At 65.2% G+C, this 19,521-nt stretch carries 20 protein-coding genes; 15 read left to right on the forward strand and 5 right to left on the reverse strand.

Going from position 1 to position 19,521, the window contains the following annotated elements; all coding sequences use genetic code 11:
- The first annotated feature begins 67 nt into the window (after positions 1-67).
- From EJI00_RS18355 to EJI00_RS18385, 7 genes are all read left to right on the forward strand, one after another.
- Entirely contained in the window at positions 68-1,609 is a 1,542-nt protein-coding gene (locus EJI00_RS18355; RefSeq protein WP_126748923.1) for a sugar ABC transporter ATP-binding protein, read from the forward strand.
- A 2-nt stretch (positions 1,610-1,611) separates the two neighbouring features.
- Positions 1,612-2,589, forward strand: coding sequence for an ABC transporter permease (locus tag EJI00_RS18360; RefSeq protein WP_126748924.1), 978 nt, complete (start codon positions 1,612-1,614; stop codon positions 2,587-2,589).
- A 5-nt stretch (positions 2,590-2,594) separates the two neighbouring features.
- Positions 2,595-3,611, forward strand: a complete 1,017-nt coding sequence (locus EJI00_RS18365) for an ABC transporter permease (protein WP_126748925.1) — start codon at positions 2,595-2,597, stop codon at positions 3,609-3,611.
- Between the two features lie 44 nt (positions 3,612-3,655).
- Positions 3,656-4,882 (forward strand): sugar ABC transporter substrate-binding protein, encoded by a 1,227-nt coding sequence (locus EJI00_RS18370; protein ID WP_126748926.1) that lies wholly within the window; start codon positions 3,656-3,658, stop codon positions 4,880-4,882.
- A 36-nt stretch (positions 4,883-4,918) separates the two neighbouring features.
- Positions 4,919-5,623 carry a FadR/GntR family transcriptional regulator gene (locus EJI00_RS18375; protein WP_185868161.1) on the forward strand — a complete coding sequence of 235 codons (705 nt, stop codon included), beginning with the start codon at positions 4,919-4,921 and terminating at the stop codon, positions 5,621-5,623.
- 52 nt (positions 5,624-5,675) lie between these two features.
- Complete coding sequence (locus EJI00_RS18380) at positions 5,676-6,656, forward strand: asparaginase (protein WP_126748928.1); 981 nt, start codon at positions 5,676-5,678, stop codon at positions 6,654-6,656.
- 62 nt (positions 6,657-6,718) lie between these two features.
- Positions 6,719-7,615 carry a polysaccharide deacetylase family protein gene (locus EJI00_RS18385; protein ID WP_126748929.1) on the forward strand — a complete coding sequence of 299 codons (897 nt, stop codon included), beginning with the start codon at positions 6,719-6,721 and terminating at the stop codon, positions 7,613-7,615.
- Between the two features lie 15 nt (positions 7,616-7,630).
- On the opposite strand, the gene EJI00_RS18390 is transcribed toward EJI00_RS18385, so the two are convergent.
- Together EJI00_RS18390 and EJI00_RS18395 are read right to left on the reverse strand one after the other, a co-directional pair.
- Positions 7,631-8,053: a DUF6766 family protein gene (locus EJI00_RS18390; RefSeq protein WP_126748930.1), complete on the reverse strand. Its 423-nt coding sequence runs from the start codon at positions 8,051-8,053 to the stop codon at positions 7,631-7,633.
- A complete protein-coding gene (locus EJI00_RS18395; RefSeq protein ID WP_126748931.1) occupies positions 8,050-8,493 on the reverse strand; it encodes a low affinity iron permease family protein in 444 nt (147 codons plus the stop codon). The genes EJI00_RS18390 and EJI00_RS18395 overlap by 4 nt, the downstream gene beginning before the upstream one ends.
- Positions 8,494-8,720: 227 nt before the next feature.
- Between EJI00_RS18395 and EJI00_RS18400 the strand changes: the two genes are divergently transcribed.
- Complete coding sequence (locus EJI00_RS18400; protein WP_126748932.1) at positions 8,721-9,209, forward strand: DUF2231 domain-containing protein; 489 nt, start codon at positions 8,721-8,723, stop codon at positions 9,207-9,209.
- A 6-nt stretch (positions 9,210-9,215) separates the two neighbouring features.
- On the opposite strand, the gene EJI00_RS18405 is transcribed toward EJI00_RS18400, so the two are convergent.
- Positions 9,216-11,795, reverse strand: coding sequence for an ATP-binding protein (locus EJI00_RS18405; RefSeq protein WP_185868162.1), 2,580 nt, complete (start codon positions 11,793-11,795; stop codon positions 9,216-9,218).
- A 343-nt stretch (positions 11,796-12,138) separates the two neighbouring features.
- Here EJI00_RS18405 and EJI00_RS18410 point away from each other — a divergent pair, with 343 nt between their 5' ends.
- A complete protein-coding gene (locus EJI00_RS18410) occupies positions 12,139-12,477 on the forward strand; it encodes a hypothetical protein (protein WP_126748934.1) in 339 nt (112 codons plus the stop codon).
- Positions 12,478-12,498: 21 nt separating this feature from the next.
- Here the strand turns inward: EJI00_RS18410 and EJI00_RS18415 are convergent, their stop codons facing one another.
- Complete coding sequence (locus tag EJI00_RS18415) at positions 12,499-13,479, reverse strand: tripartite tricarboxylate transporter substrate-binding protein (RefSeq protein WP_126748935.1); 981 nt, start codon at positions 13,477-13,479, stop codon at positions 12,499-12,501.
- A gap of 219 nt (positions 13,480-13,698) precedes the next feature.
- Here EJI00_RS18415 and EJI00_RS18420 point away from each other — a divergent pair, with 219 nt between their 5' ends.
- Positions 13,699-14,247 carry a MarR family winged helix-turn-helix transcriptional regulator gene (locus EJI00_RS18420; RefSeq protein WP_260590773.1) on the forward strand — a complete coding sequence of 183 codons (549 nt, stop codon included), beginning with the start codon at positions 13,699-13,701 and terminating at the stop codon, positions 14,245-14,247.
- 48 nt (positions 14,248-14,295) lie between these two features.
- Here the strand turns inward: EJI00_RS18420 and EJI00_RS18425 are convergent, their stop codons facing one another.
- A complete protein-coding gene (locus EJI00_RS18425) occupies positions 14,296-14,991 on the reverse strand; it encodes a GntR family transcriptional regulator (RefSeq protein ID WP_126748937.1) in 696 nt (231 codons plus the stop codon).
- Between the two features lie 98 nt (positions 14,992-15,089).
- On the opposite strand from EJI00_RS18425, the gene araD reads away from it, so the two are divergent.
- From araD to EJI00_RS18450, 5 genes are all read left to right on the forward strand, one after another.
- Positions 15,090-16,817 carry an L-arabinonate dehydratase gene (gene araD, locus EJI00_RS18430; protein ID WP_126748938.1) on the forward strand — a complete coding sequence of 576 codons (1,728 nt, stop codon included), beginning with the start codon at positions 15,090-15,092 and terminating at the stop codon, positions 16,815-16,817.
- Between the two features lie 50 nt (positions 16,818-16,867).
- Entirely contained in the window at positions 16,868-17,578 is a 711-nt protein-coding gene (locus EJI00_RS18435; RefSeq protein WP_126748939.1) for a ribonuclease activity regulator RraA, read from the forward strand.
- A gap of 43 nt (positions 17,579-17,621) precedes the next feature.
- Entirely contained in the window at positions 17,622-18,611 is a 990-nt protein-coding gene (locus EJI00_RS18440) for a Bug family tripartite tricarboxylate transporter substrate binding protein (RefSeq protein WP_126748940.1), read from the forward strand.
- A 94-nt stretch (positions 18,612-18,705) separates the two neighbouring features.
- Positions 18,706-18,954 (forward strand): DUF2892 domain-containing protein, encoded by a 249-nt coding sequence (locus EJI00_RS18445; RefSeq protein WP_260590775.1) that lies wholly within the window; start codon positions 18,706-18,708, stop codon positions 18,952-18,954.
- Positions 18,951-19,490 carry an RNA polymerase sigma factor gene (locus EJI00_RS18450; RefSeq protein ID WP_126748941.1) on the forward strand — a complete coding sequence of 180 codons (540 nt, stop codon included), beginning with the start codon at positions 18,951-18,953 and terminating at the stop codon, positions 19,488-19,490. The genes EJI00_RS18445 and EJI00_RS18450 overlap by 4 nt, the downstream gene beginning before the upstream one ends.
- The last annotated feature ends 31 nt before the right edge of the window (positions 19,491-19,521 follow it).

Below are 19,521 nucleotides of genomic sequence, written 5' to 3' on the forward strand. Positions count from 1 at the left end.
TTCAGCGAGCGCTTGCAAGCCGAAATCCTCGGTATGGTCAGACCGGTCTGGTCAAACCACATTGCAAATGAACCGCGCTGCATCGCCTCTGCTGGAGTTGAAGTCGATTTCCAAACGCTATGGCGCAACGGTCGCGTTGAGTGATGTTTCATTCGAGCTAAGACCCGGCGAGGTGTGTGGCCTGCTCGGCGAGAACGGCGCGGGCAAGTCCACGTTGGTCAAGACCTTGAGCGGTGTGGTCAAACCAGACAGGGGTGAGATTCTCATCCGCGGCGCCGAATTTCGGCCGAGCGACGTTGTCGACGCGCGAGCCCGGGGCGTCTCGACCGCCTTTCAGGAACTGAGCCTGGTGCCTACGCTGTCGGTGGCCGTCAATTTGTTCCTGCCGCGCCCGGGGGTCAACAAGTTGGGGCTGGTATCGACGCGTACGCTCGAACGCGAGGCCGAGCAGATCCTGTCCGACCATCGCGTTACCGACATTTCGCCCGCAACCCGCGTGGAGGATCTCCCACTGGGGCTGCGGCAGAAGATCGAGATCGTGCGCGCGTTGACATACAACCCCGCCGTGCTGCTGCTGGACGAACCGACGGCGGCGCTGTCCGATCGAGAGTGGCTGTTCGCGTTGATCGACAGCGTGATCGGCAAGGGCACCTCGGTGCTCTACATCAGCCACAAGCTGGACGAGATCCGCCGCCTGTGTCGACGCTGCCTGATTCTGCGCAACGGCCGCAAGGTTCTCGACAGCGAGATTGCGGCACTCAGCGACAACGAGATCTTCAGCAACATGGCTGGGCGCTCGGCGGTCGAGATCTTCATGCGCAGTACCAGCGCAATTCGCCGGGAGGCACCGTCGCTGCTCGAAGTCTCGGCTCTGCACGCACCGGGCGTCAACGATGTGAGCTTTGCGCTCAAGCCGGGCGAAATTCTGGGAATGGCAGGCCTGGAAGGGCAGGGCCAGTCGGCGCTGTTCAAGGTGTTGAGCGGGTTGACCGCATCGGACAAGGGAGCGATCCGCATCCACGGCAAGCTCGCCCGGATCGGCTCGCCGCGCGGAGCCCGTGCGCACGGACTGGTCCTGGTGCCCGAAGAGCGCAAGTCTGAAGGGCTGTTCACCGATTTGAGCACCGCCGCCAACATTTCGCTGCCGGTCATCGACCGCGCGACGTCGTTCGGACTGATCGACCGCAAGGCCGAGCGGCTCCTGATCGATACCGTGACGCCTCGCGTAAGCCTGGCGGAAGGTTACCTGCCAATGGGCATTGGCGCTCTTTCGGGCGGCAATCAGCAGAAGGCCATCCTGGCCCGCGCGCTGCTCGCCGGGCCGAAGTGCCTGCTGCTGTTCGACCCGACCCGCGGAGTCGACGTCGGCGCCAAGCAGGCTATTTACGAAATGATGCGCAACTTCGCGCTGGAAGGAGGAGCGATCTTGTTCTACTCGACCGAACTGGACGAACTGGTTGGCGTCTGCGACCGCTGCCTGGTGCTCTACCAGGGCGCGATTGCCGGTGAACTGGCGGAGGGCGAAATGTCCCAGGACCGCATTCTGTCGCTTGCTTCGGGTCAAGCGGGCAGCCGCGGGCACAAGGCGATGCAAGTCGAGGCGGCCTGAACATGGCCGCCCCGCGCACGTTCTTCTTGCATCGCCTCGCGGCTTCGGGCGGGGCGCCAGCGGCTTTCGTGCTGCTGATCGTCATGTTCTGCATCTACGCGATGCACGAACCTTCGGCGTTATCGATGCTCGGCATCGGCAACCTGCTCAACAACATGATCGTGCTCGCGCTGGCGGCCAGCGGACTGACGATCGTCATTCTGTGTGGCGAACTGGACTTGTCCGGCCCCGGCGTGCTTGCAATTTCCAACGTTACAACGGCAATGCTCGCCACTGGCGCCTTCGGGCCATTCGGCGGCCTGGCCTCGGTGCTCGTGATCGGCGCGCTGATCGGCGGCCTGAACGGGATGCTGGTCGCCTATCTCGGCCAGCAGTCGATCGCCGCCACGCTCGGCGTGCTGATCGTGTGCCAGGGCATCGCACTGTTGATCCTGTCAGCGCCCGGCGGCGCCGTGCCTGACGCCATGGTCGAGTTGCTGACCGGCGACATTGCGGGCATCCCGACGCCTGCGTTGATGCTTGCGCTGGTCGCAGTACTGTGGTTTCTGCTCAAGTTCTCGCGCACCGGCATTTCGATCTACGCAGTAGGGGCCGACAAGGCGGCGGCTCGTCTCTCCGGCCTGAACGTCGAAACCACCAAGCTGTTCGCCTTCGTGGTCGCGGGTGTCTGCTACGCGCTGGCCGGCTTCGTGCACGGCGCGCAAATCGGCTCCGGCGACCCGCGCGTCAGCGACTCTTTCCTGCTCTTCATCTTCGCCTCGGTGGCGATCGGCGGCGCCTCGCTCAACGGCGGCCGCGGCGGCGTCATCGGCACGCTCGTGGGCGCTGCAATCCTCACAGTGCTGCAAAAAATGCTCTTCGCCTTGGGCGTGGCCGATTTCTACACCAACATCTTCAATGGCGCAGTCATGGTGCTGGCGATCTATTTCGGCCGGCTCTCCGCCCTGTGGGGTGGCCTGCGCAACGGCGGGAAGGCTTGACCGGCATGGCCCATACACAGGCACCCGACACCGCCGCCGCTGCCCAGTCGGGCGACTTGCCGACCGCACCACCGCGCGCGCGCATCCCGTCCGAATGGTTGCCGGCCCTGACGGTGCTCGCGGCCACCGTGCTGCTGCTGGCCGGCATGAAGATCATCAACCCGGCCTTCGGCTCGATGAATCAGCTGGCCGCGATCCTGGTGACGGCCATCTTCCTCGTGGTGGCGTCCTTCGGCCAAGGGCTGGTGATGCTGCTGGGCGGAATCGATCTCTCGCTCGGCGTGATCATCGGCATCGCCGGCATGATGACCGCGCGGCTCACTGCCGGGAACGACAGCGCCTTGGCGACGGCGCTGCCACTGGTTCTGCTGGCTTGTGCCGCGATGGGGCTGATCAACGGCATCGGCGTGGCGATCGCCGGGATGCCGCCGTTCATCGTCACGCTCTCTTCGGGTATCGCCTTCTTCGGCGTGGCACTCGGCGCGAGCGCCGGCAGTTCGCAGCAGGCGGTCGCACCGGGGCTGCAGCGCTTCATGTCGGGCAACTGGCTGGGCGTGCCATGGCCGGTCCTCTTCATCGTGGGGTTCGCGCTCGCGGCCTGGCTGTTCCAGAACCGCAGCGCCTCGGGTCGCAAGCTCTACGCCATCGGCAGCAGTCCGATGGCGGCGCGGATTGTCGGCCTGCCGGTGGCGGCGCTGACCATCGCCACTTACGTGGTGAGCGGCCTGTGTGCCGGCGTCACCGGAATCCTGCTGGCCGGCTATTCCTCGAGCGCCACGCTCGACATGGGCAACGCGCTGCTGATGCCGACCATCGCGGCCGTCGTGATCGGCGGCGCGCGAGTCACCGGCGGCTCCGGCATTTATCTGGGCACCCTGGCCGGCGCGTTGTTCCTGAGCACGCTGTCCACTGTCATCACCGCGATGAGCCTGTCCCAGGGCCTGCGCAACATTGTGCAGGGAGGAGTCATCCTCATCGCCCTGCTGCTGCAAAGCGGGCGGCTGCGCCTGCGCAAGAACTGATCACTGTCACACGTCGGCCAACTCTGAAACCAAGGGAAACTCACATGAGGAAAACGCATACGCGCCAGAAATGGCTGCCATGTCTCGCATCGATCGCGCTTACGGCCGTGGCTACGCTGTTGCCGCACGGCGCCGCACAGGCGCAGCAGCGCTACAAGGTGTTCATGAACATGAGCTACAGCGGCAACACCTGGCAGGCGGCGGCCGCCAACGGCGTCAAGGCGCTGGCCTCGACACCGCCGTACGACAAGCAGGTCGAGTTCAAGACCATCATCTCGGGCACCGATGTGCAACGCCAGATATCCGATCTTCAGAGCATGATCGCCGCCGGTGCCAACGCAATCATCCTGTACCCGCTATCGCCGACGGCCCTGAACCGCGTGATCAAGCAGGCCTGCGCCAAGAACATCGCCGTTTTCACCTACGACAGCACGGTTACCGAGCCCTGCGCGTACAACGTGAGCAACATCACGGCCCGCTACGGTGCCAACACGGCCCAGTGGATGGTCAACCAGATGGGCGGCAAGGGCGAACTCATCTTCAATCATGGCGTAGCCGGCACCACCGTGACCAAGACCTACGACCAGCAGGCCTACGGCGTGTTCAAGAAGTACCCGGGCATCAAGATCGTGGGCGACTTCTACGGCAACTGGAACGACGCCACTTCGCAGGAAGAGGTGGCGAAGATCCTGGCGGCGCACCCCAACGTGGACGCCATCTGGACGGTGGATGGAACCTATGGTTCGCTGAAGGCCGTGATGAACAACCGGCCCGCCCGGCTGGTCACGATTGCGGGCCAGTCGAACAACGGTTATCGCCTGATGATGGCCGACCCTGCGCTGCAGGCCAAGGGGTTCAAAGGCTTGTCGTCCAGCGCCGCCCCCGCGGTGGGACCGTACGCGTTCAAGCTGATGATGGAAGTGGTAACGGGCAAGAAGAAGCTCGACAAGCGCAACATCGAGTACCCGCTGCCATGGGTCGAGGCCAAGGATGTGAAGCTTTGCAAGGGCGACAGCTTCGCTGACGGCTGCAATGTCTTCTCGGCCGACAAGGTGCCACCGCTGTTCATTGCCACCGCGCTCGACGGGCAACTGCTGCCCGAACTTGGCTTGCCCGCGGTGCAGAGTGGCGTGCCAACGCCGGGGGCCACGATCCAGGAGCTGCCGCCAGTGCGCTATGCGGACAACCTGCCGGGCGTCAATTGCAGCGAATGCGAGGCGCCCAAGGATTGGCTGGAGCCCAATCGCGTGACGCCAATTGCGCCCCGTTGAGGGCCGCGTTACCCGCTTTCCATGCCGCGTCCTGCCATGCCCGACTCGCCTTCATCGTCCCGTCCCCTCACGTCCCAGCTCGTGGTGCAGCGTATTCGAGACGGCATCGCGCGGGGGGAATTTCGGGCGGGCTCGAAACTGCCGCCGCAGCGCGAATTCGCGGCGCAGCTCAACGTCAGCCGGCCCTCGCTGCGCGAGGCGCTGTCGATCCTGGAAACACTGGACCTCCTTCGCACCGAACCGGGCAGCGGGACGTTCGTGGCCGAACCCCACAGCGAAGGCCCTCGCGAGGGCTGGCGGCTGAAGGCAGTCTATTCATTGCAGGAAATCTATCAGTTCCGCTTTGTGGTCGAGGGCTACGCGGCTCGGCTGGCCGCAATGCATGCCACCGACGAGGACATTGCGCAGCTGCGCAATGTCTACGACGAGCACCAGGAAGCGGTTCGCAGCAACGACGCGATCTCGAGCACGCAGTTCGATTTTGAGTTTCATCGGCTGCTCATGCAGTACTCAGGCAACGCCGTGTTCGTCGATCTTCAGGTCAGCTACCACCAAGCCATCCTGGAGAGCCAGTTCGTTCCCACCCGGCGCAAGGACCGGCATTGGGAAACGATCGTCGAGCACGGAAATATTTTGGAAGCACTAGTGCGCCGCAACGCCGACGACGCGAGCTATTTCATGCATGTCCACATCAGCCGGGCCGCCAATCGCGCGGGCGTGCTGCTCAACGACAAGCTCTGATGAACCAGCTTGCCATGCCCGTCGCGCGCGCACAGATCAGGGGAAGGATCCAATGAAGCGCGTCGTCGTTCTCGGAACCGGGGGGACCATTGCCTCCCGCTACAGCCAGAGCCATGGTGCAGTGGTGAGCCAGGACGGCGGCGACATGCTGCTCGAACGCGTCGACACGCTGCCGAAGGGCATTCGCGTCGAGGCCGAGCAGTTCTCCAACGTCGGGAGCTATGCGATCTCCCTGGAGGACGCATTTCGCATGGCCCAGCGCATCAAGGTGATCCTTTCGCAGCACGATGTGGCCGGCGTCGTCGTCACGCATGGCACCGACACCATGGAAGAGAGCGCGTATCTCTGCGACCTGTTTGTGCGTTCGGCAAAGCCGGTCGTCTTTACCGGAGCGCAGCGCGCTGCGGATGACCCTGCCAGCGACGGCCTCCGAAACCTGGCCGATGCGATTCGTGTGGCCGCGGCGGCGGAGATGCGCGGCGTAGGCACGGTCATTGCGTTCGAGCAGGAGTTCCACGCTGCGCGCGATGCCACCAAGGAGCACTCGTCGCGCACCGGCACCTTCGCTTCTGCCGAGCACGGCAAGCTCGGAGAGATCGACGGCGAGCGGGTCGTGCTGCAGCGCGTGCCGCTGCGCAGGGGCACCATCGACACCCTGCGCATCGATTCTCGGGTGGACGTGGTGAAAATGGCCATGGGGGTGGACGAGCGCTTCATCCGATGCGCTGTGGATGCGGGTGCCCGCGCCATTGTTCTGGAGGGGTTCGGCCGCGGCAACACCACGCCCGCCGTAACCGAGGCGGCGCGTGCCGCGATTCGACACGGCGTAACCATCGCTGTCACCACCCGTTGTCCTCGCGGACGCGTGGCTCCCATCTACGGCGCGGGTGGCGCCGCCGACCTGGCCGATGCCGGGGCTCTTTTCGCAGGTGACCTGAGCGCAGTCAAGACCCGCATCCTGCTCGCTTTGCTGTTCGGCGCCGGCGCCGACCGGGAGGCATTGCGCAGGGCCGTCGAACTGCACGGCCACTGAAACGCCAACAGCAACTCCGATTTATTCCCCGCCCATCGAACAAACCAGGAAGGACGCTACAAATGGCCAAGGAAATCTTCTGCGGATTCGACGTACATGTCGATGCTGTCGCCGGCTGGCTCGGCTCCTACGGCGGCGAGGACTCGCTGTGCGACATATCCCGCGGCGTGTTCGGCGGCGAAGTCGGTACGCCGCGCCTCGTCAAGCTGTTCGACCGATTCGGCATCAAGACATCGTGGTTCGTGCCGGGCCACTCGATCGAGAGTTTTCCGCGCGAGATCGAAGCCGTGGTGGCCGCGGGCCACGAAATCGGACTGCACGGCTACAGCCACGAGAACCCCATCGACATGTCGCCAGAGCAGGAAGAGGCCGTGCTCGACAAGAGCATCGAACTGATCAGGCGCTTCACCGGCAAGGCCCCGACCGGCAACGTGGCGCCGTGGTGGGAGTTCAGCGCAATCTCCCACGAACTGCTGCTGAAAAAGGGCATCAAGTATGACCATAGCCTGATGCACAAGGACCACGAGCCGTACTACGTCAGCGTGGGAGAAAGCTGGACCAAGATCGACTACACAAAGCCCGCCGCGGAGTGGATGAAGCCGTACGTGCGCGGCACCGAAACCGACCTGATCGAAATTCCCGCCAGCTGGTATCTGGACGACCTGCCGCCGATGATGTTCGTCAAGAAGTCGCCCAACAGCCACGGTTTCGTCAATCCGCGCGACATCGAAGAGATGTGGCGCGACCAGTTCGACTGGGTCTACCGCGAGCATGACTATGCGGTGTTCCCGATCACGCTGCACCCTGATGTGTCGGGGCACCCACAAGTTCTGTTGATGCTCGAGCGCCTGTTCGCCCATATGAGCAAGCATCCTGGCGTGAAGTTCGTAACGCTCGACGAGATGGCCAGCGACTTCGCTCGGCGTCAGCCGCGGCAACGGACCGCGAAAACTGCTTAGAAGCCCCATGGGGCGCTAAGACACTCCCTTTTTGGCCATGCGCGTCCAGCGCTGGTCGGTGTGCCTTCCCGTATATTCCTCGTCGATCTCTTCGATGAGGGCATCGGCGTTCTTCGGATCCACCGCCGCCAGGATTGCGTCGATCATGGCCTCCATCCGGTCGTCGCCTTCCTTCGATTGCGGAGAGCCGACATACAGCAGAAAAGCCAGCCCGCCGATCTGCCAGATGAGCTGCAGGAACTCGGACTGCCAGTTTTCCAGCGTGTCCCTCGACATCTGGATCAGGTAGCCCGAGATCTCCGGCGGAGCGCCGAAATTCTTCTGCTCGTCTACATAGGCGAACCAGCCAAAGAACCAGTGGCCGATCAACGACACGAGAAAGAAACCAAGGGTGACCCATCCATAGCCGTACAGTTTCCAGATCGATTTTTTCTTCATGTAGTGCTTTCCGCTCTAGCTGCATGTTCTGTTGCGCCCTTCCGGGCACGCCGTGCACGTTCACCGCGCGTCTTGTCCAGGGCCGCATGGCTCCTCTTGGCGGCCGCTTCGCACTTGTCGTGAAGCGCGGCCAGTTCCTTGTCGGTGAGCTTCTCGATGCCGATGAACTCGTCGCCCGCGGCCGACGAGCGAATGAGTTCGTCCAGCTTGGTCTGGAGCGCCGCCCCATCGCGGTTTTGCGTGTTCTGGATCAGGAACACCATGAGGAACGTGACGATGGTCGTGCCCGTGTTGATGGTCAGCTGCCAGTTTTCCGAAAATTGGAAGAAGGGGCCCGAAGCCGCCCAGGCAACGACCAGCGCAATGCAAAGCAGAAAAGCGAAAGGACTGCCGGCTGCGCGCGCCGTGGCATTCGCAAAGGTTGCAAAGAACTTATCCATGCGCAAAGGGTGCCGCATCGGAAGCTGCGGGGCGTCATCCATCGTCCATAAAACGGGGTTGAAAATTCCGCTTGGGTATGTGAGCGGCCAGCCATGTGCGGCGGTGCCGCGAGGGGAGGCCTGGGCTTTCGAGTAGGAAAGTACCGACCCCCGCTGGCGGCGCTTGCTTGCGCGGGCGAAACGCTCTTGTGGCTCACATAACAGCCTCAGCCAATGGAGGTGACCCCATGCACGCAAGAGCTCGTCTACTCGGCCATCCGGTACACCAGATGCTGGTGGTGTTTCCGCTCGGGCTTCTCGCCACGGCGGTGGTGTTCGACATCATCTACCTGATCGGAGGCAGCCCCGTCATGGCGGCGGTCTCTTACTGGATGATCGCGGCGGGCCTTGTCGGCGGGCTTCTTGCCGCGCCTTTCGGCACCATCGACTGGCTGGGTATTCCCGCAGGCACGCGGGCCAAGCGCATCGGCGCGATGCACGGCGGCGGCAATGTGCTCGTGCTGCTGCTGTTTGCGCTCAGCTTTTTCCTGCGCGACAGGGGCTACGCCCCGGGCCTCGGGCAAATGGTGTGGGCATTTGCGGGGGCGGCCATTGCAATGGTCACCGCCTGGCTAGGCGGCGAGCTGGTAGACCGGTTGGGCATCGGCGTCGATGAGGACGCGAGCTTGAACGCTCCCAGCTCGCTGAACAAGCGGCATGTGGTGGCCGGCAAGTAAGAACCATCAAGCCTGGGCGCTCTCGGCCACATCGACCGATAGCGCAGCTTGCAGCACCTGGGCCTCTTCCACCGGTTTCACGAAGTGGCCGTCCATGCCGGCACGCATGCTTTTTTCGCGGTCGGCCGGCTGGCCGAATCCGGTCAGCGAAAAAATCTTGAGAGGCCCCGCCTCACCCAGTTCTTTTCGCAGCAGCGCGGCCAGTTCGTAACCGTCCATCACCGGTAGGCCGATGTCCAGAAACGCGATCTCCGGCTTGAACGACGGAGCAAGCGTCAGCGCCGCGGCCGGGTCGTAGGCCACCCGCGCGTCGTGCCCGTGCTCCCGGAAGATCGCGCCCAGCAGGTCCGCGGCATCCTGGTTGTCGTCCACGATCAACACCCTTCGGCGAAGGCCCGTGCCTCGCGAGATGGCCAGCGCTTCGGGCGCAGTGGCTTTCAGCTGGTCGCTGGAGGGCAGGGGCAGGCGAACCCTGAACTCGCTGCCTTGTCCCGGCCCGGCACTGCGGGCTTCCACCGTGCCGTTGTGCGCGGCAATCAGGCTCTTGACCAGCGCCAGGCCCACACCGAGCCCGCCCGCGGCGCGTTCGATGGTTTGCGCCCCCTGGTAGAACAGGTCGAAGACCTTGGGCAACGCGTCTGCCTCGATACCCCGCCCGTTGTCGCTAACAGAGATCGCCACGCTGCCGTCTTCCTGCCACGCTTCCAGACGGATGACGCCACCCAAGGGCGTATAGCGCGCGGCGTTCGTCAGCAGATTGCTGATCACCTGGGCCAAGCGCGTAGGGTCTCCATGCCAGAGCATCGTGCTGTCGGGATAGACGGCATTCAGGGTGTGCTGGCGCTGCTCCATCAGCACGCTCACCATTTCGACGGCCTTTGCCAGCACCGATGCCAGCGGGACCGTTTCTTCGCGCAGCGTCAACTTGCCACGGGTCACGCGCGACACGTCCATCAGGTCGTCGACCAGCCGGATCAGGTGCTGGACCTGGCGGTGGATGGCGTCCTGCTCCTTGGAGGTCTTGAGGTCTCCGCGGCGCTTCATCAACTCGAGCGCGGTGACGATCGGCGCCAGCGGATTGCGAAGTTCGTGCCCGAGCACCGCAAGAAATTCGTCCTTCGCGCGGCTGGCGCGTTCGAGATCGCGCAGCAGCGCTTCGCGCTCGGCGCTTGCCCGCTCTTGGCCCCGGCGGGCGGCGACGAGGTCGGTCACATCCACGGCGATGAGCATCAGGCCGTACAGGCGGTCGAGCCGCTTCAGCGGCTGCACGCTGAGCTTGAAATAGCGTTCATCGAGGTGCCCGCCGCCGGCGCGCTCGACGAGGGTCAGGTGTTCTTCGGCCACATACGGGCGCCCCGATGCGAAGGCCTTGTCCAGGATGCGCAACGTGTCGTCGCGCGCGCAAAGCTCGGGCAGTGCCTGCTCGTAGGTTTTTCCTTCAAGGTCGAACTTGCCCACCATCGACTTGTAGACATCGTTGGCCAGTTCGAACCGGTGTTCGGCGCCCACCAGCAAGGCCGCGGCAACAGGCGCCCGGCGCAGCAGGTCGTTTCGCTCGCGCTCGGCCTCCTCGCGCGCCACGCGTTCCGTGACATCGCGCGAAAAGCAGCGCGTGTAGCGCAGCACGCCGTTTTCGAATCGGCCGTTCGACTGGATCAGAACGTGCTTGATCGCACCGTCCTTGCAGACGAGGCGGGCCGGATAGTTGCGCAGCGTTTCCCCTGCGCTGAGCCGCTTGAGAATGTCCTGGATCACCGGCTGGTCGAGATGAAAACGCGTGATGTGCTGGCCGATGTATTCGTCGGCGCTGTAGCCCAACATCTCGAGCTCCGCCCGGTTGGCCCAGAGGATCGTGCCGTCGGCCGCCACCTGGTGCAGGCCTTCCGCGGCGTTCTCGGCGAAGTCGGCCAGGTCGCGCTCGCGCGCACGCGTGGATTCTTCCGCCTGGTGCCGGCGCAGGATCTCGTCGTCCAGCGACAGCACCTTTTGCTGGAGCACCGCGATCTCGCCGGGCGCCATAGTGGCCGTGCCCCCGACGGGAATCACCCGGGAATGCGCCTGGCACACATGGCGGAACACGGCGGCGTGCGCCGTGCCCGGGAATACGGAGAGCGGATAGCCGCAGAAAAGCTCGAACTCGCGCCGGGTGGCCAGCCTGTTCCAGTACCCCTCCAGTTCGAGCGCATCTTCATGCTTGCCGTCCGCGCAAAGAAGAGCCACCAGCTCGCCGTAGATGCGGAGCTTTCCGCGGCCTTGCAGGGTATCGACCAAGCCGCCGACCGATTGGTTGAACAGGCGTTCGTCGGGCTTGCCGTTCAACACGATTTGCCCGAGCGCTTCCGCGGCGTCCACGAAAACGATCTTCTCGTCGGGACAAACCCCGGACAGGCGCATGCGGAAACTGCGGCGATGCGCCTCGGTGGCAAGAACCAGGGCGCAACCGCCTTCAGCCAGGGTACCGGCCAGAAAGTCGGCTGCCGACGCGATCAGGATCTTCTCGTCGTCGTAGAACTGCACCTGGTGCGCGCAGGCGGCACCGGTGGTGCCGGCAGGGAGGATATGGGCGCTCATGTCCTGCATTTTCATGCCGTTCGATCCATCTGGATACATCACAGCACACTGTCAACACGCGCTTTACACGAAAGGCTGCTCCGGCGCGTGGCCCCGATCGGACCCGCAGCGCAGCGCCGCGTCGACAGGAAAGCCCTGGGATCCGGCACATTTCGGCAATCTCGGCCGGAAGCTGCTCGGCCGGCCGTGCTTGCCGGCGAAGACCTGCCCGATGATCCGGCCGCATGTGCATGCGGCGCCGAAACGCGTTGCAGGTCTTCGAACAACGCGGGCGGTGGAGCTCGCCCCACAGGGATGGCCTATGCCGAAACAATCAAGACACTACACGGCGCGGAAAAGCGGGCGGCTGGCAAGTCGCTTGGCCGTATTGGGCGCTTCTGCGATGCTGGCGGGCTGCGCAGTGGGCGTCGGCTTCGGCATTCCGCTGGCTCCGGGGCTGTCGCTGAGCGTCGGCGTCGGTTCCGGCGGACCCAGCCTGGGCCTGAGCACCGGCTGGGGGCCGCTCGGCGCGGGCATCAGCGTCAATCCTCGTGGCCAATTGGTCGGCAGTGCGGGCGTCGGCGTGGGCGCCGGACCGGTAGGCGTCGGGGTCGGCCGCAGCGTGGTGCTGCACGACCCGCAACAGCCGCTGGCCTACGCGTTGCCCGAGGCACCCGCCTATGGCGTCGGCCAGCCCGGCGATCCCGTGGCGCCCTGAGCGCTACTCGCCCATTGCGGCTCAGGGCTGGAAGCCGGACCGGCGCACCACCGGCTCCCATTGTTGGCGAAAAGCCTTGAGCATTTGCACGGTCTCGGCCTGCGTGCTCACGATGGGCGTGATGTAGGCCGCATTGGCAGCCTTCTGCAGCGCCGGGTCCTGCATGACGTCGCGGATGGCGGCGGCCAGCAGCTGCACCTTGGCCGGCGCCATCGTGGCGGGCGCGAAGAAGGTGTTCCAGCCGTCTGCATCGATCTTCATGCCGGCCTCGCGGAAGGTGGGAATGGCCGGCGCGAAGCTCACGCGCTTCTTGCCCGATACCGCCAGGATGCGGATCTTGCCGGCCAGGTGCTGGGCATAAAGCGAGTCGAGCGTGTCGATGGCAATGGGCAGGTTGCCGCCGCTCAGGTCGGCCGATAGCGGCGCCGATCCGCCATAACCCTTGATCTGCGGCTGCACGCTGAGCGCGTCGCCCACCATCAGGCCGAAGAAGTGGGGCAGGCTGCCGGTCGCCGGCACGCCGAAGACGGCCTCTTCCGGATGCGCCCAGAGCCGGCCCACCAGGAACATCGCGCGGTCGAGCTGCAGCTTGTTGCCTACGGCCAGCGCAAAGTCATAGCTGCTGACCTGCGACACCGGCACAAAGTCCTTGTCGGGGTCGTAGCCCGCGTCCTTGAACACGAGCGGCGCCACCACCATCACGGCGGGGTTGCCGAGCATCAGCACGTTCTGCCCGGCCGGTGCGCGCTTGACCTCCTTGGCCGCCAGCCGTCCACCTTCGCCCGGGCGGTTTTCCACCGTGGCTGCCACGCCGAGCTTGGGCCCCAGCCGCTCGGCCACCAGGCGCGCGACGCGGTCGGTGCTGCCGCCGGCGGTGTAGCCCACCACCAGCGTGAGCGGACCGTCGAGAGCGGGTGCCTGGGCATGGGCGAGGGGAGCGGCACAGGCGCCGAGTGCCAGGCAACAAGCCGCGAGCTTTCGGCGGGAAAGAAAAACAGACATGGGTCCTCCTGCTGCGTGATTGGCGAACGGGTGCGCGCAGGTTTTCACGGCGACAATCGCCGGCCCGCTTCGTTTCAACCCGTGTAATTTGTTACTGGTTTATACGCAGGCAACAATCAGTTGATCTAATCCATCAATTGCCAACTGAGGCCTGCGAGTCACACTGCGCCGTCGCCTCATCACACCCGTTAGAACCTTTCCATGCACGGCACGCAAGGTATGCAAGCTTTTCCCGATGCAGGCGCCTTGCGCGCGCCCAGTTCCCTGGACGACCTGCTGCTGTATCGGCTCGCGCGCGCGGTGCGCACCAGCAGCGGCATGGCCACGCGACTGGTGGAGGGCGGCTTCGGCATCACGCGCCGCGAATGGGGAATGATCGCCACGCTCGCGCAGCAGGGCGAGATGCGGTCGTCCGCACTGGCCGCACACCTGCACCTGGACCGCGTGCGCACCTCGCGCGGGCTGCGTGGGCTGGTCGAAAAGAAGCTGGTGGCGCGCCGGCAGGACGCCGACGACCGGCGCGAAGTGCATGTACGGCTGAGCGCCTCGGGCGGGGAGCTTTACGAAAAGGTGTTTCCGCGCATCGCGGGGCTCAACACCGATCTGCTCGAGGGCATCGAGCCCGCGCATCTCGACATCTTCCTGCAGTGCCTGCGGCACCTCGAAGAGCGCGCGAACACGCTGAGCGCGCAAGGCGCGGTGGTGGAGAAGGCCAACCGCCGCTCGGGCGGCACGCGGCACCGTTGGCCGGATTCCGGCACGGCTTAGCGGCCCTGGCCCCGGCGCGCCTTTGCAGGCGAACCGCGGAGCTCGGCTTCAGCTCTCCGGCACGATAAAGCTGGGATGCCGCGCGCAGATTTCCGGCAGCGAACTCAGCGTGCCCGAAAGGTGCTCGCGCAGCGCCTTCTGCGCGCAGGCACTGTCGCCTTGCGCAATGGCGCGCACGATGGCGCGGTGGTCGCGAAGAATCGCCTCGGTCTTGCCCGCGGTGGGCAGGTGCAGGCGCCGCAGCCGGTCGACGTGGCCCGAGACGCGGCTCACCATGTCCCACAGGCTCGGCACTCCGGCCGCCTCGTACATCAGGTGATGAAACTTGCGGTCGGCGCCGACGAACTCGCTGTACTGCCGTTCCGCCGCCAACGTTGCCTGCAGCGCGATCTGCGTTTTCAGCTGCGCGACGAGATCGGGCGTGGCCTGCTCGGCCAGCTGATGCACGATCTCGAGCTCGATCGAGCGGCGCAGAAAGTGCGCCTGCCGGGCCGCGTCGATGTCGATGCGGCTGACCAGCGTTGCGTGCTGCGGAAACACATCCACCAGGCCTTCTTCGGCCAGCCGCAGCAAGGCCTCGCGCACGGGTGTCTGGCTCACGCCGAACCTGTCGGCCAGCTCTTGCCGAACCAGCACCGTGCCGGGCACGAGTTCAAGCGAAAGAATGGCATCGCGCAGCTTCTCGAGTACCTGTGGTGCTGCGAGGCGCGTGCGGTCGAGTCGGATCCGGGTGAGGGCGGTCATTCGCTGGAATTCTCGCTTTGCTGAACTGATATATTAGTGTTTTAATGTAGTTGATTCCACAAAGCCCACTGGTTCAGCCATCCGTTTCAGCCCCTCCGATGCAACGCTCCTACGACACCCTGCGCAGCGCCCGCTGGTTCGCACCCGACGACTTCCGCTCCTTCGGCCACCGCTCGCGCGTGATGCAAATGGGCTACGCGCCCACCGACTGGGTGGGCAAACCGATCATCGCCATCGTCAACACCTGGAGCGATGCCAACCAGTGCCACTCGCACTTCAAGCAGCGTGTGGACGACGTGAAGCGCGGCATCTTCCAGGCCGGCGGCTTTCCGCTGGAGCTGCCGGCCATCTCGCTGTCCGAGAGCATGGTCAAGCCGACGACCATGCTCTACCGCAACTTCCTGGCGATGGAAACCGAAGAGCTGCTGCGCAGCCATCCCATCGACGGCGCCGTGCTGATGGGCGGCTGCGACAAGACCACGCCGGGCCTCACCATGGGCGCGCTCAGCATGGGCCTGCCGTTCATCTACCTGCCGGCCGGCCCGATGCTGCGCGGCAACTGGCGGGGGCAGGTGCTGGGCTCGGGTTCGGACGCATTCAAGTATTGGGACGAGCGCCGCGCCGGCCAGTTGAGCGACCAGGCCTGGCAAGAGATGGAAGCCGGTATTGCGCGCAGCCATGGCACCTGCATGACCATGGGCACCGCGGCCACCATGATGGGCATTGCCGAAGCCGTGGGCTTTTCGCTGCCGGGCGCCTCGAGCATTCCGGCGGCCGATGCCAACCACGTGCGCATGAGCGCCGAATGTGGCCGCCGCATCGTCGAGATGGTGTGGGAAGACTTGACGCCTGCCAGGATGCTCACGCGCGCCAACTTCGAGAACGGCATTGCATGCGCCATGGCCATGGGTTGCAGCACCAACGCCATCGTGCACCTGATTGCCATGTCGCGCCGCGCCGGCCATCCGGTCACGCTGGACGACTTCGATGCCGCAAGCCGCCGGGTGCCGGTGGTCGCCAACATCCGGCCGAGCGGCGACACCTATTTGATGGAAGATTTCTTCTACGCGGGCGGCCTGCCCGCGATGCTGGAGCGCATTCGCGGCCACCTGAACACCGAGGCGCGCACGGTCAACGGCCGCACCATCGGCCAGAACATCGAGGGCGCCGAGGTGTTCAACGACGACGTGATCCGGCCGCTCGACAACCCCATCTATGCCGAAGGGGCGCTCGCCGTGCTGCGCGGCAACATCGCCCCCGATGGCGTGGTCATCAAGCCGAGCGCGTGCGCGCCGCATCTGCTGCAGCACACCGGCCGCGCGCTGGTGTTCGACGACTACCCCGCGCTCAAGAAGGCGGTGGACGATCCCGAGCTGGACGTGACTGGCGACGACATCCTGGTGCTGCGCAATGCCGGCCCGCGTGGTGCCGGCATGCCCGAGTGGGGCATGCTGCCGATCCCCACCAAGCTGCTGAAGCAGGGCGTGAAAGACATGCTGCGCCTGTCGGACGCGCGCATGAGCGGCACCAGCTACGGCGGCTGCCTGCTGCATTGCTCGCCCGAGGCGGCCGTCGGTGGCCCGTTGGCATTGGTCAAGACGGGCGACCGCATCTCCGTCGACGTGCCCGCACGGCGCATTCACCTGGAAGTGAGCGACGAGAAACTGGCCAGCCGCAAAGCCGCATGGACACCGCCGCCGCCGCGCTACGAGCGCGGCTACGGATGGATGTTCGGCCGCCACATCCTGCAGGCCAACGAAGGCTGCGACTTCGACTTTCTCGAAACCGCGTTCGGCAAGCCGGTGCCCGAGCCAGACATTTTCTGAAGACCTCTTTCCCCATACCGAACCAACGCCCAAGCAAACGGAGACCCGACGTGAATCCCCAAACCCGCGAGAAGCTGATGCAGGTCAGCACCGCCACCCTGTGCACGGCCCTGTTCAAGCGGGGCCTGCGCAACCAGTTCATCCAGAACGTGCACCCGCTCAACCCGTCGCTGCCCAACATGGTGGGCGAGGCCTTCACGCTGCGCTACATGCCCGCGCGCGAAGACCTGAATCCCATCACCGTGTTCAACGACCGCAGCCATCCGCAGCGCCAGGCCGTGGAGCAATGCCCCGAAGGCGCGGTGCTGCTGATGGACAGCCGCAAGGACGCGCGTGCCGCATCGGCCGGCGGCATCCTGGTGAGCCGGCTCATGAAGCGCGGAGTGGCCGGCGTGGTCACCGACGGCGGCTTTCGCGACAGCCCCGACATTGCGAAGCTGGGCTTTCCGGCGTACCACCAGCGCCCGAGCGCGCCGACCAATCTCACGCTGCACCAGGCCATCGACATCAACGTGCCCATCGGCTGCGGCGACGTGGCCGTGTGGCCCGGCGACGTGGTGGTGGGCGATGCAGAGGGCGTCATCGTGATTCCTGCGGACATTGCCGACGAGGTTGCGACCGAGGCCACGGAGATGACCGTCTTCGAAGACTTCGTGCAGGAGAAGGTGCTCGAAGGCCGCTCCATCCTCGGCCTCTATCCGCCGACCGAGGAGCAAAGCCGCACCGAGTTCGCCGCCTGGCGGCAGGCCCGCGGCCGCTGACCGTCCAACCTTCATTCGTCAGACAACAAAGAGAGACAAGACCATGCCCTTCATTCATCGCGCCGCGCGGCTGCTGCTCGCTGCATCCGCGTTCGCACTGGCACCCACCCTCGCGCTTGCGCAGGCCGAATGGCCCGCCGCCAAGACCATCACCTATGTCGTGCCCTTCACGGCCGGCGGTTCGACCGACATCGTGGGTCGCATCCTGGCCAACAAGCTGCAGGAGAGCCTGCACCAGTCGGTGGTGGTCGACAACAAGCCGGGACAGGCCGGCGGCATCGGCGCCGCCTATGTCGCCAAGGCCGCGCCCGACGGCTATACGCTGTTCGGCGGCACCATCAGCACGCACGCCATCAACGCCAGCCTCTACAAGAAGCTGCCCTACGACCCGATGAAGGACTTCGAGCCCGTGTCGCTGGTCGGCCGGCTGCCCAACGTGCTGATCGTCAACAGCCAACTCGGCGTGAACTCGGTGGCCGAGCTGATTGCGCTGCTCAAGAAAGACGAATCGAAGCGCACCTTCGCTTCTTCGGGCGCGGGAACATCGACGCACCTGGCGGGCGAGATGTTCGCCGACATGATCGGCGTGAAACTCACGCACGTGCCGTACAAGGGCACGCCGCCCGCGATGACCGATGTGGCCTCCGGCCTGGTGCCCTTCATGTTCGACCAAGTGACCGCTGCGCTGCCCCTGGTGAAGAGCGGCAAGCTGAAGCTGCTGGCCGTGACCACCGGCAAGCGCATTGCGCTGGTGCCCGAGCTGCCGACCATGATCGAATCGGGCGTGGCGGGTTTCGAGATGTCGTCGTGGCAGGCCGTGTACGCGCCCAAGGGCACGCCCAAGCCCATCATCCAGCGCCTGAACGCCGAGATCGTGAAGGCGCTCAAGCAGCCCGACGTGCAGGCCAAGCTCTCGGGCCAGCTGGCCATGGACATCGCCGCCAGCACGCCCGAAGAATTGCGCGACCACATGGCCCGCGAGATTCCGCGCTGGGCCGAGCTGGTGAAGAAGTCGGGCGCCACCGCCGACTGAAACCGCGGCGCCGTGGAACAGGCCCGGGGCTTTGCGGCCCGGACCGGAATTTCTTTTAAAGTTCCTGAATCCTTCTGGCCATGGTGCGCCCTCTATGCAAGGGTCAACATCAACCGGAGTGTTCAACGTGTTCCATCTCAAACGCAATCTCCCCGCCTGGGAGCGAATCATTCGCCTGTGCCTGGGAGCCTTCGCCGCCGCAGGCGCGTTCTACTTTCTGCCAGCCGGAACGCTTCGCCTCCTGGGGTTTGCCATGGCCGGAGTGCTTGCGTCCACCGCCATCGTCGGCTTCTGCCCGGCCTGCGCGATGCTCGGCCGAAGAGCGACGGGCCCTGCGAAATGATCCGGGCGTCCGCGCCGCTCATCGAGGCCGCATGCGCGGGAGACGAGCGGGCGCTGTCCCAACTGCTCTCTGTATGCCAGCCCGATCTGAAGCGATTCGCGCGCCGGACCTGCGCAAACAGCGAAGACGCCGAAGATGCCGTGCAGGTGGCGCTGTGGCAGCTGCACAGAAAGATCGGCACGCTCGGCACGGTGGCGGCCTTCGCCACCTGGCTGTTTCGCATTGTCGAGCGTGAGTGCTACCGCATATTCAGGCGCAGCTCTTCTGGAGGGGCTCTTCCGGAGCCGTCCGCTGCAGAAGCCGCAGCGCCGCAAATTCCCACCGACCTGCGCCTGGACCTGACGAAGGCCATTGCCGCGCTTCCGGAACCCTACCGCGTTGTGCTGGTCTTGCGCGACGTCGAGGAATTGACCGCCCCCGAAGTCGCGGCCAGCCTGGGCGTGAGCGTCGAGGCGGTGAAGAGCCGGTTGCATCGTGCCCGCGCGATGGTGCGGGAAAGCCTGATGAACGGCGGCTACTGGAATCAGGAAGGCTGATCCGAGGCGCCGCCGCGGTGGAGCGTGTGGG

Source organism: Variovorax sp. DXTD-1 (assembly GCF_003984625.1).
Taxonomy (GTDB): domain Bacteria; phylum Pseudomonadota; class Gammaproteobacteria; order Burkholderiales; family Burkholderiaceae_C; genus Variovorax.

Bases quoted from the DNA above. Each gene is read 5' to 3' on its own strand.
- EJI00_RS18355 (WP_126748923.1), top strand. From the start codon at position 68: ATGAACCGCGCTGCATCGCCTCTGCTGGAGTTGAAGTCGATTTCCAAA.
- EJI00_RS18360 (WP_126748924.1), top strand. From the start codon at position 1,612: ATGGCCGCCCCGCGCACGTTCTTCTTGCATCGCCTCGCGGCTTCGGGC.
- EJI00_RS18365 (WP_126748925.1), top strand. From the start codon at position 2,595: ATGGCCCATACACAGGCACCCGACACCGCCGCCGCTGCCCAGTCGGGC.
- EJI00_RS18370 (WP_126748926.1), top strand. From the start codon at position 3,656: ATGAGGAAAACGCATACGCGCCAGAAATGGCTGCCATGTCTCGCATCG.
- EJI00_RS18375 (WP_185868161.1), top strand. From the start codon at position 4,919: ATGCCCGACTCGCCTTCATCGTCCCGTCCCCTCACGTCCCAGCTCGTG.
- EJI00_RS18380 (WP_126748928.1), top strand. From the start codon at position 5,676: ATGAAGCGCGTCGTCGTTCTCGGAACCGGGGGGACCATTGCCTCCCGC.
- EJI00_RS18385 (WP_126748929.1), top strand. From the start codon at position 6,719: ATGGCCAAGGAAATCTTCTGCGGATTCGACGTACATGTCGATGCTGTC.
- EJI00_RS18390 (WP_126748930.1), bottom strand. From the start codon at position 8,053: ATGAAGAAAAAATCGATCTGGAAACTGTACGGCTATGGATGGGTCACC.
- EJI00_RS18395 (WP_126748931.1), bottom strand. From the start codon at position 8,493: ATGGATAAGTTCTTTGCAACCTTTGCGAATGCCACGGCGCGCGCAGCC.
- EJI00_RS18400 (WP_126748932.1), top strand. From the start codon at position 8,721: ATGCACGCAAGAGCTCGTCTACTCGGCCATCCGGTACACCAGATGCTG.
- EJI00_RS18405 (WP_185868162.1), bottom strand. From the start codon at position 11,795: ATGAAAATGCAGGACATGAGCGCCCATATCCTCCCTGCCGGCACCACC.
- EJI00_RS18415 (WP_126748935.1), bottom strand. From the start codon at position 13,479: ATGTCTGTTTTTCTTTCCCGCCGAAAGCTCGCGGCTTGTTGCCTGGCA.
- EJI00_RS18420 (WP_260590773.1), top strand. From the start codon at position 13,699: ATGCAAGCTTTTCCCGATGCAGGCGCCTTGCGCGCGCCCAGTTCCCTG.
- EJI00_RS18425 (WP_126748937.1), bottom strand. From the start codon at position 14,991: ATGACCGCCCTCACCCGGATCCGACTCGACCGCACGCGCCTCGCAGCA.
- araD (WP_126748938.1), top strand. From the start codon at position 15,090: ATGCAACGCTCCTACGACACCCTGCGCAGCGCCCGCTGGTTCGCACCC.
- EJI00_RS18440 (WP_126748940.1), top strand. From the start codon at position 17,622: ATGCCCTTCATTCATCGCGCCGCGCGGCTGCTGCTCGCTGCATCCGCG.
- EJI00_RS18445 (WP_260590775.1), top strand. From the start codon at position 18,706: ATGCAAGGGTCAACATCAACCGGAGTGTTCAACGTGTTCCATCTCAAA.
- EJI00_RS18450 (WP_126748941.1), top strand. From the start codon at position 18,951: ATGATCCGGGCGTCCGCGCCGCTCATCGAGGCCGCATGCGCGGGAGAC.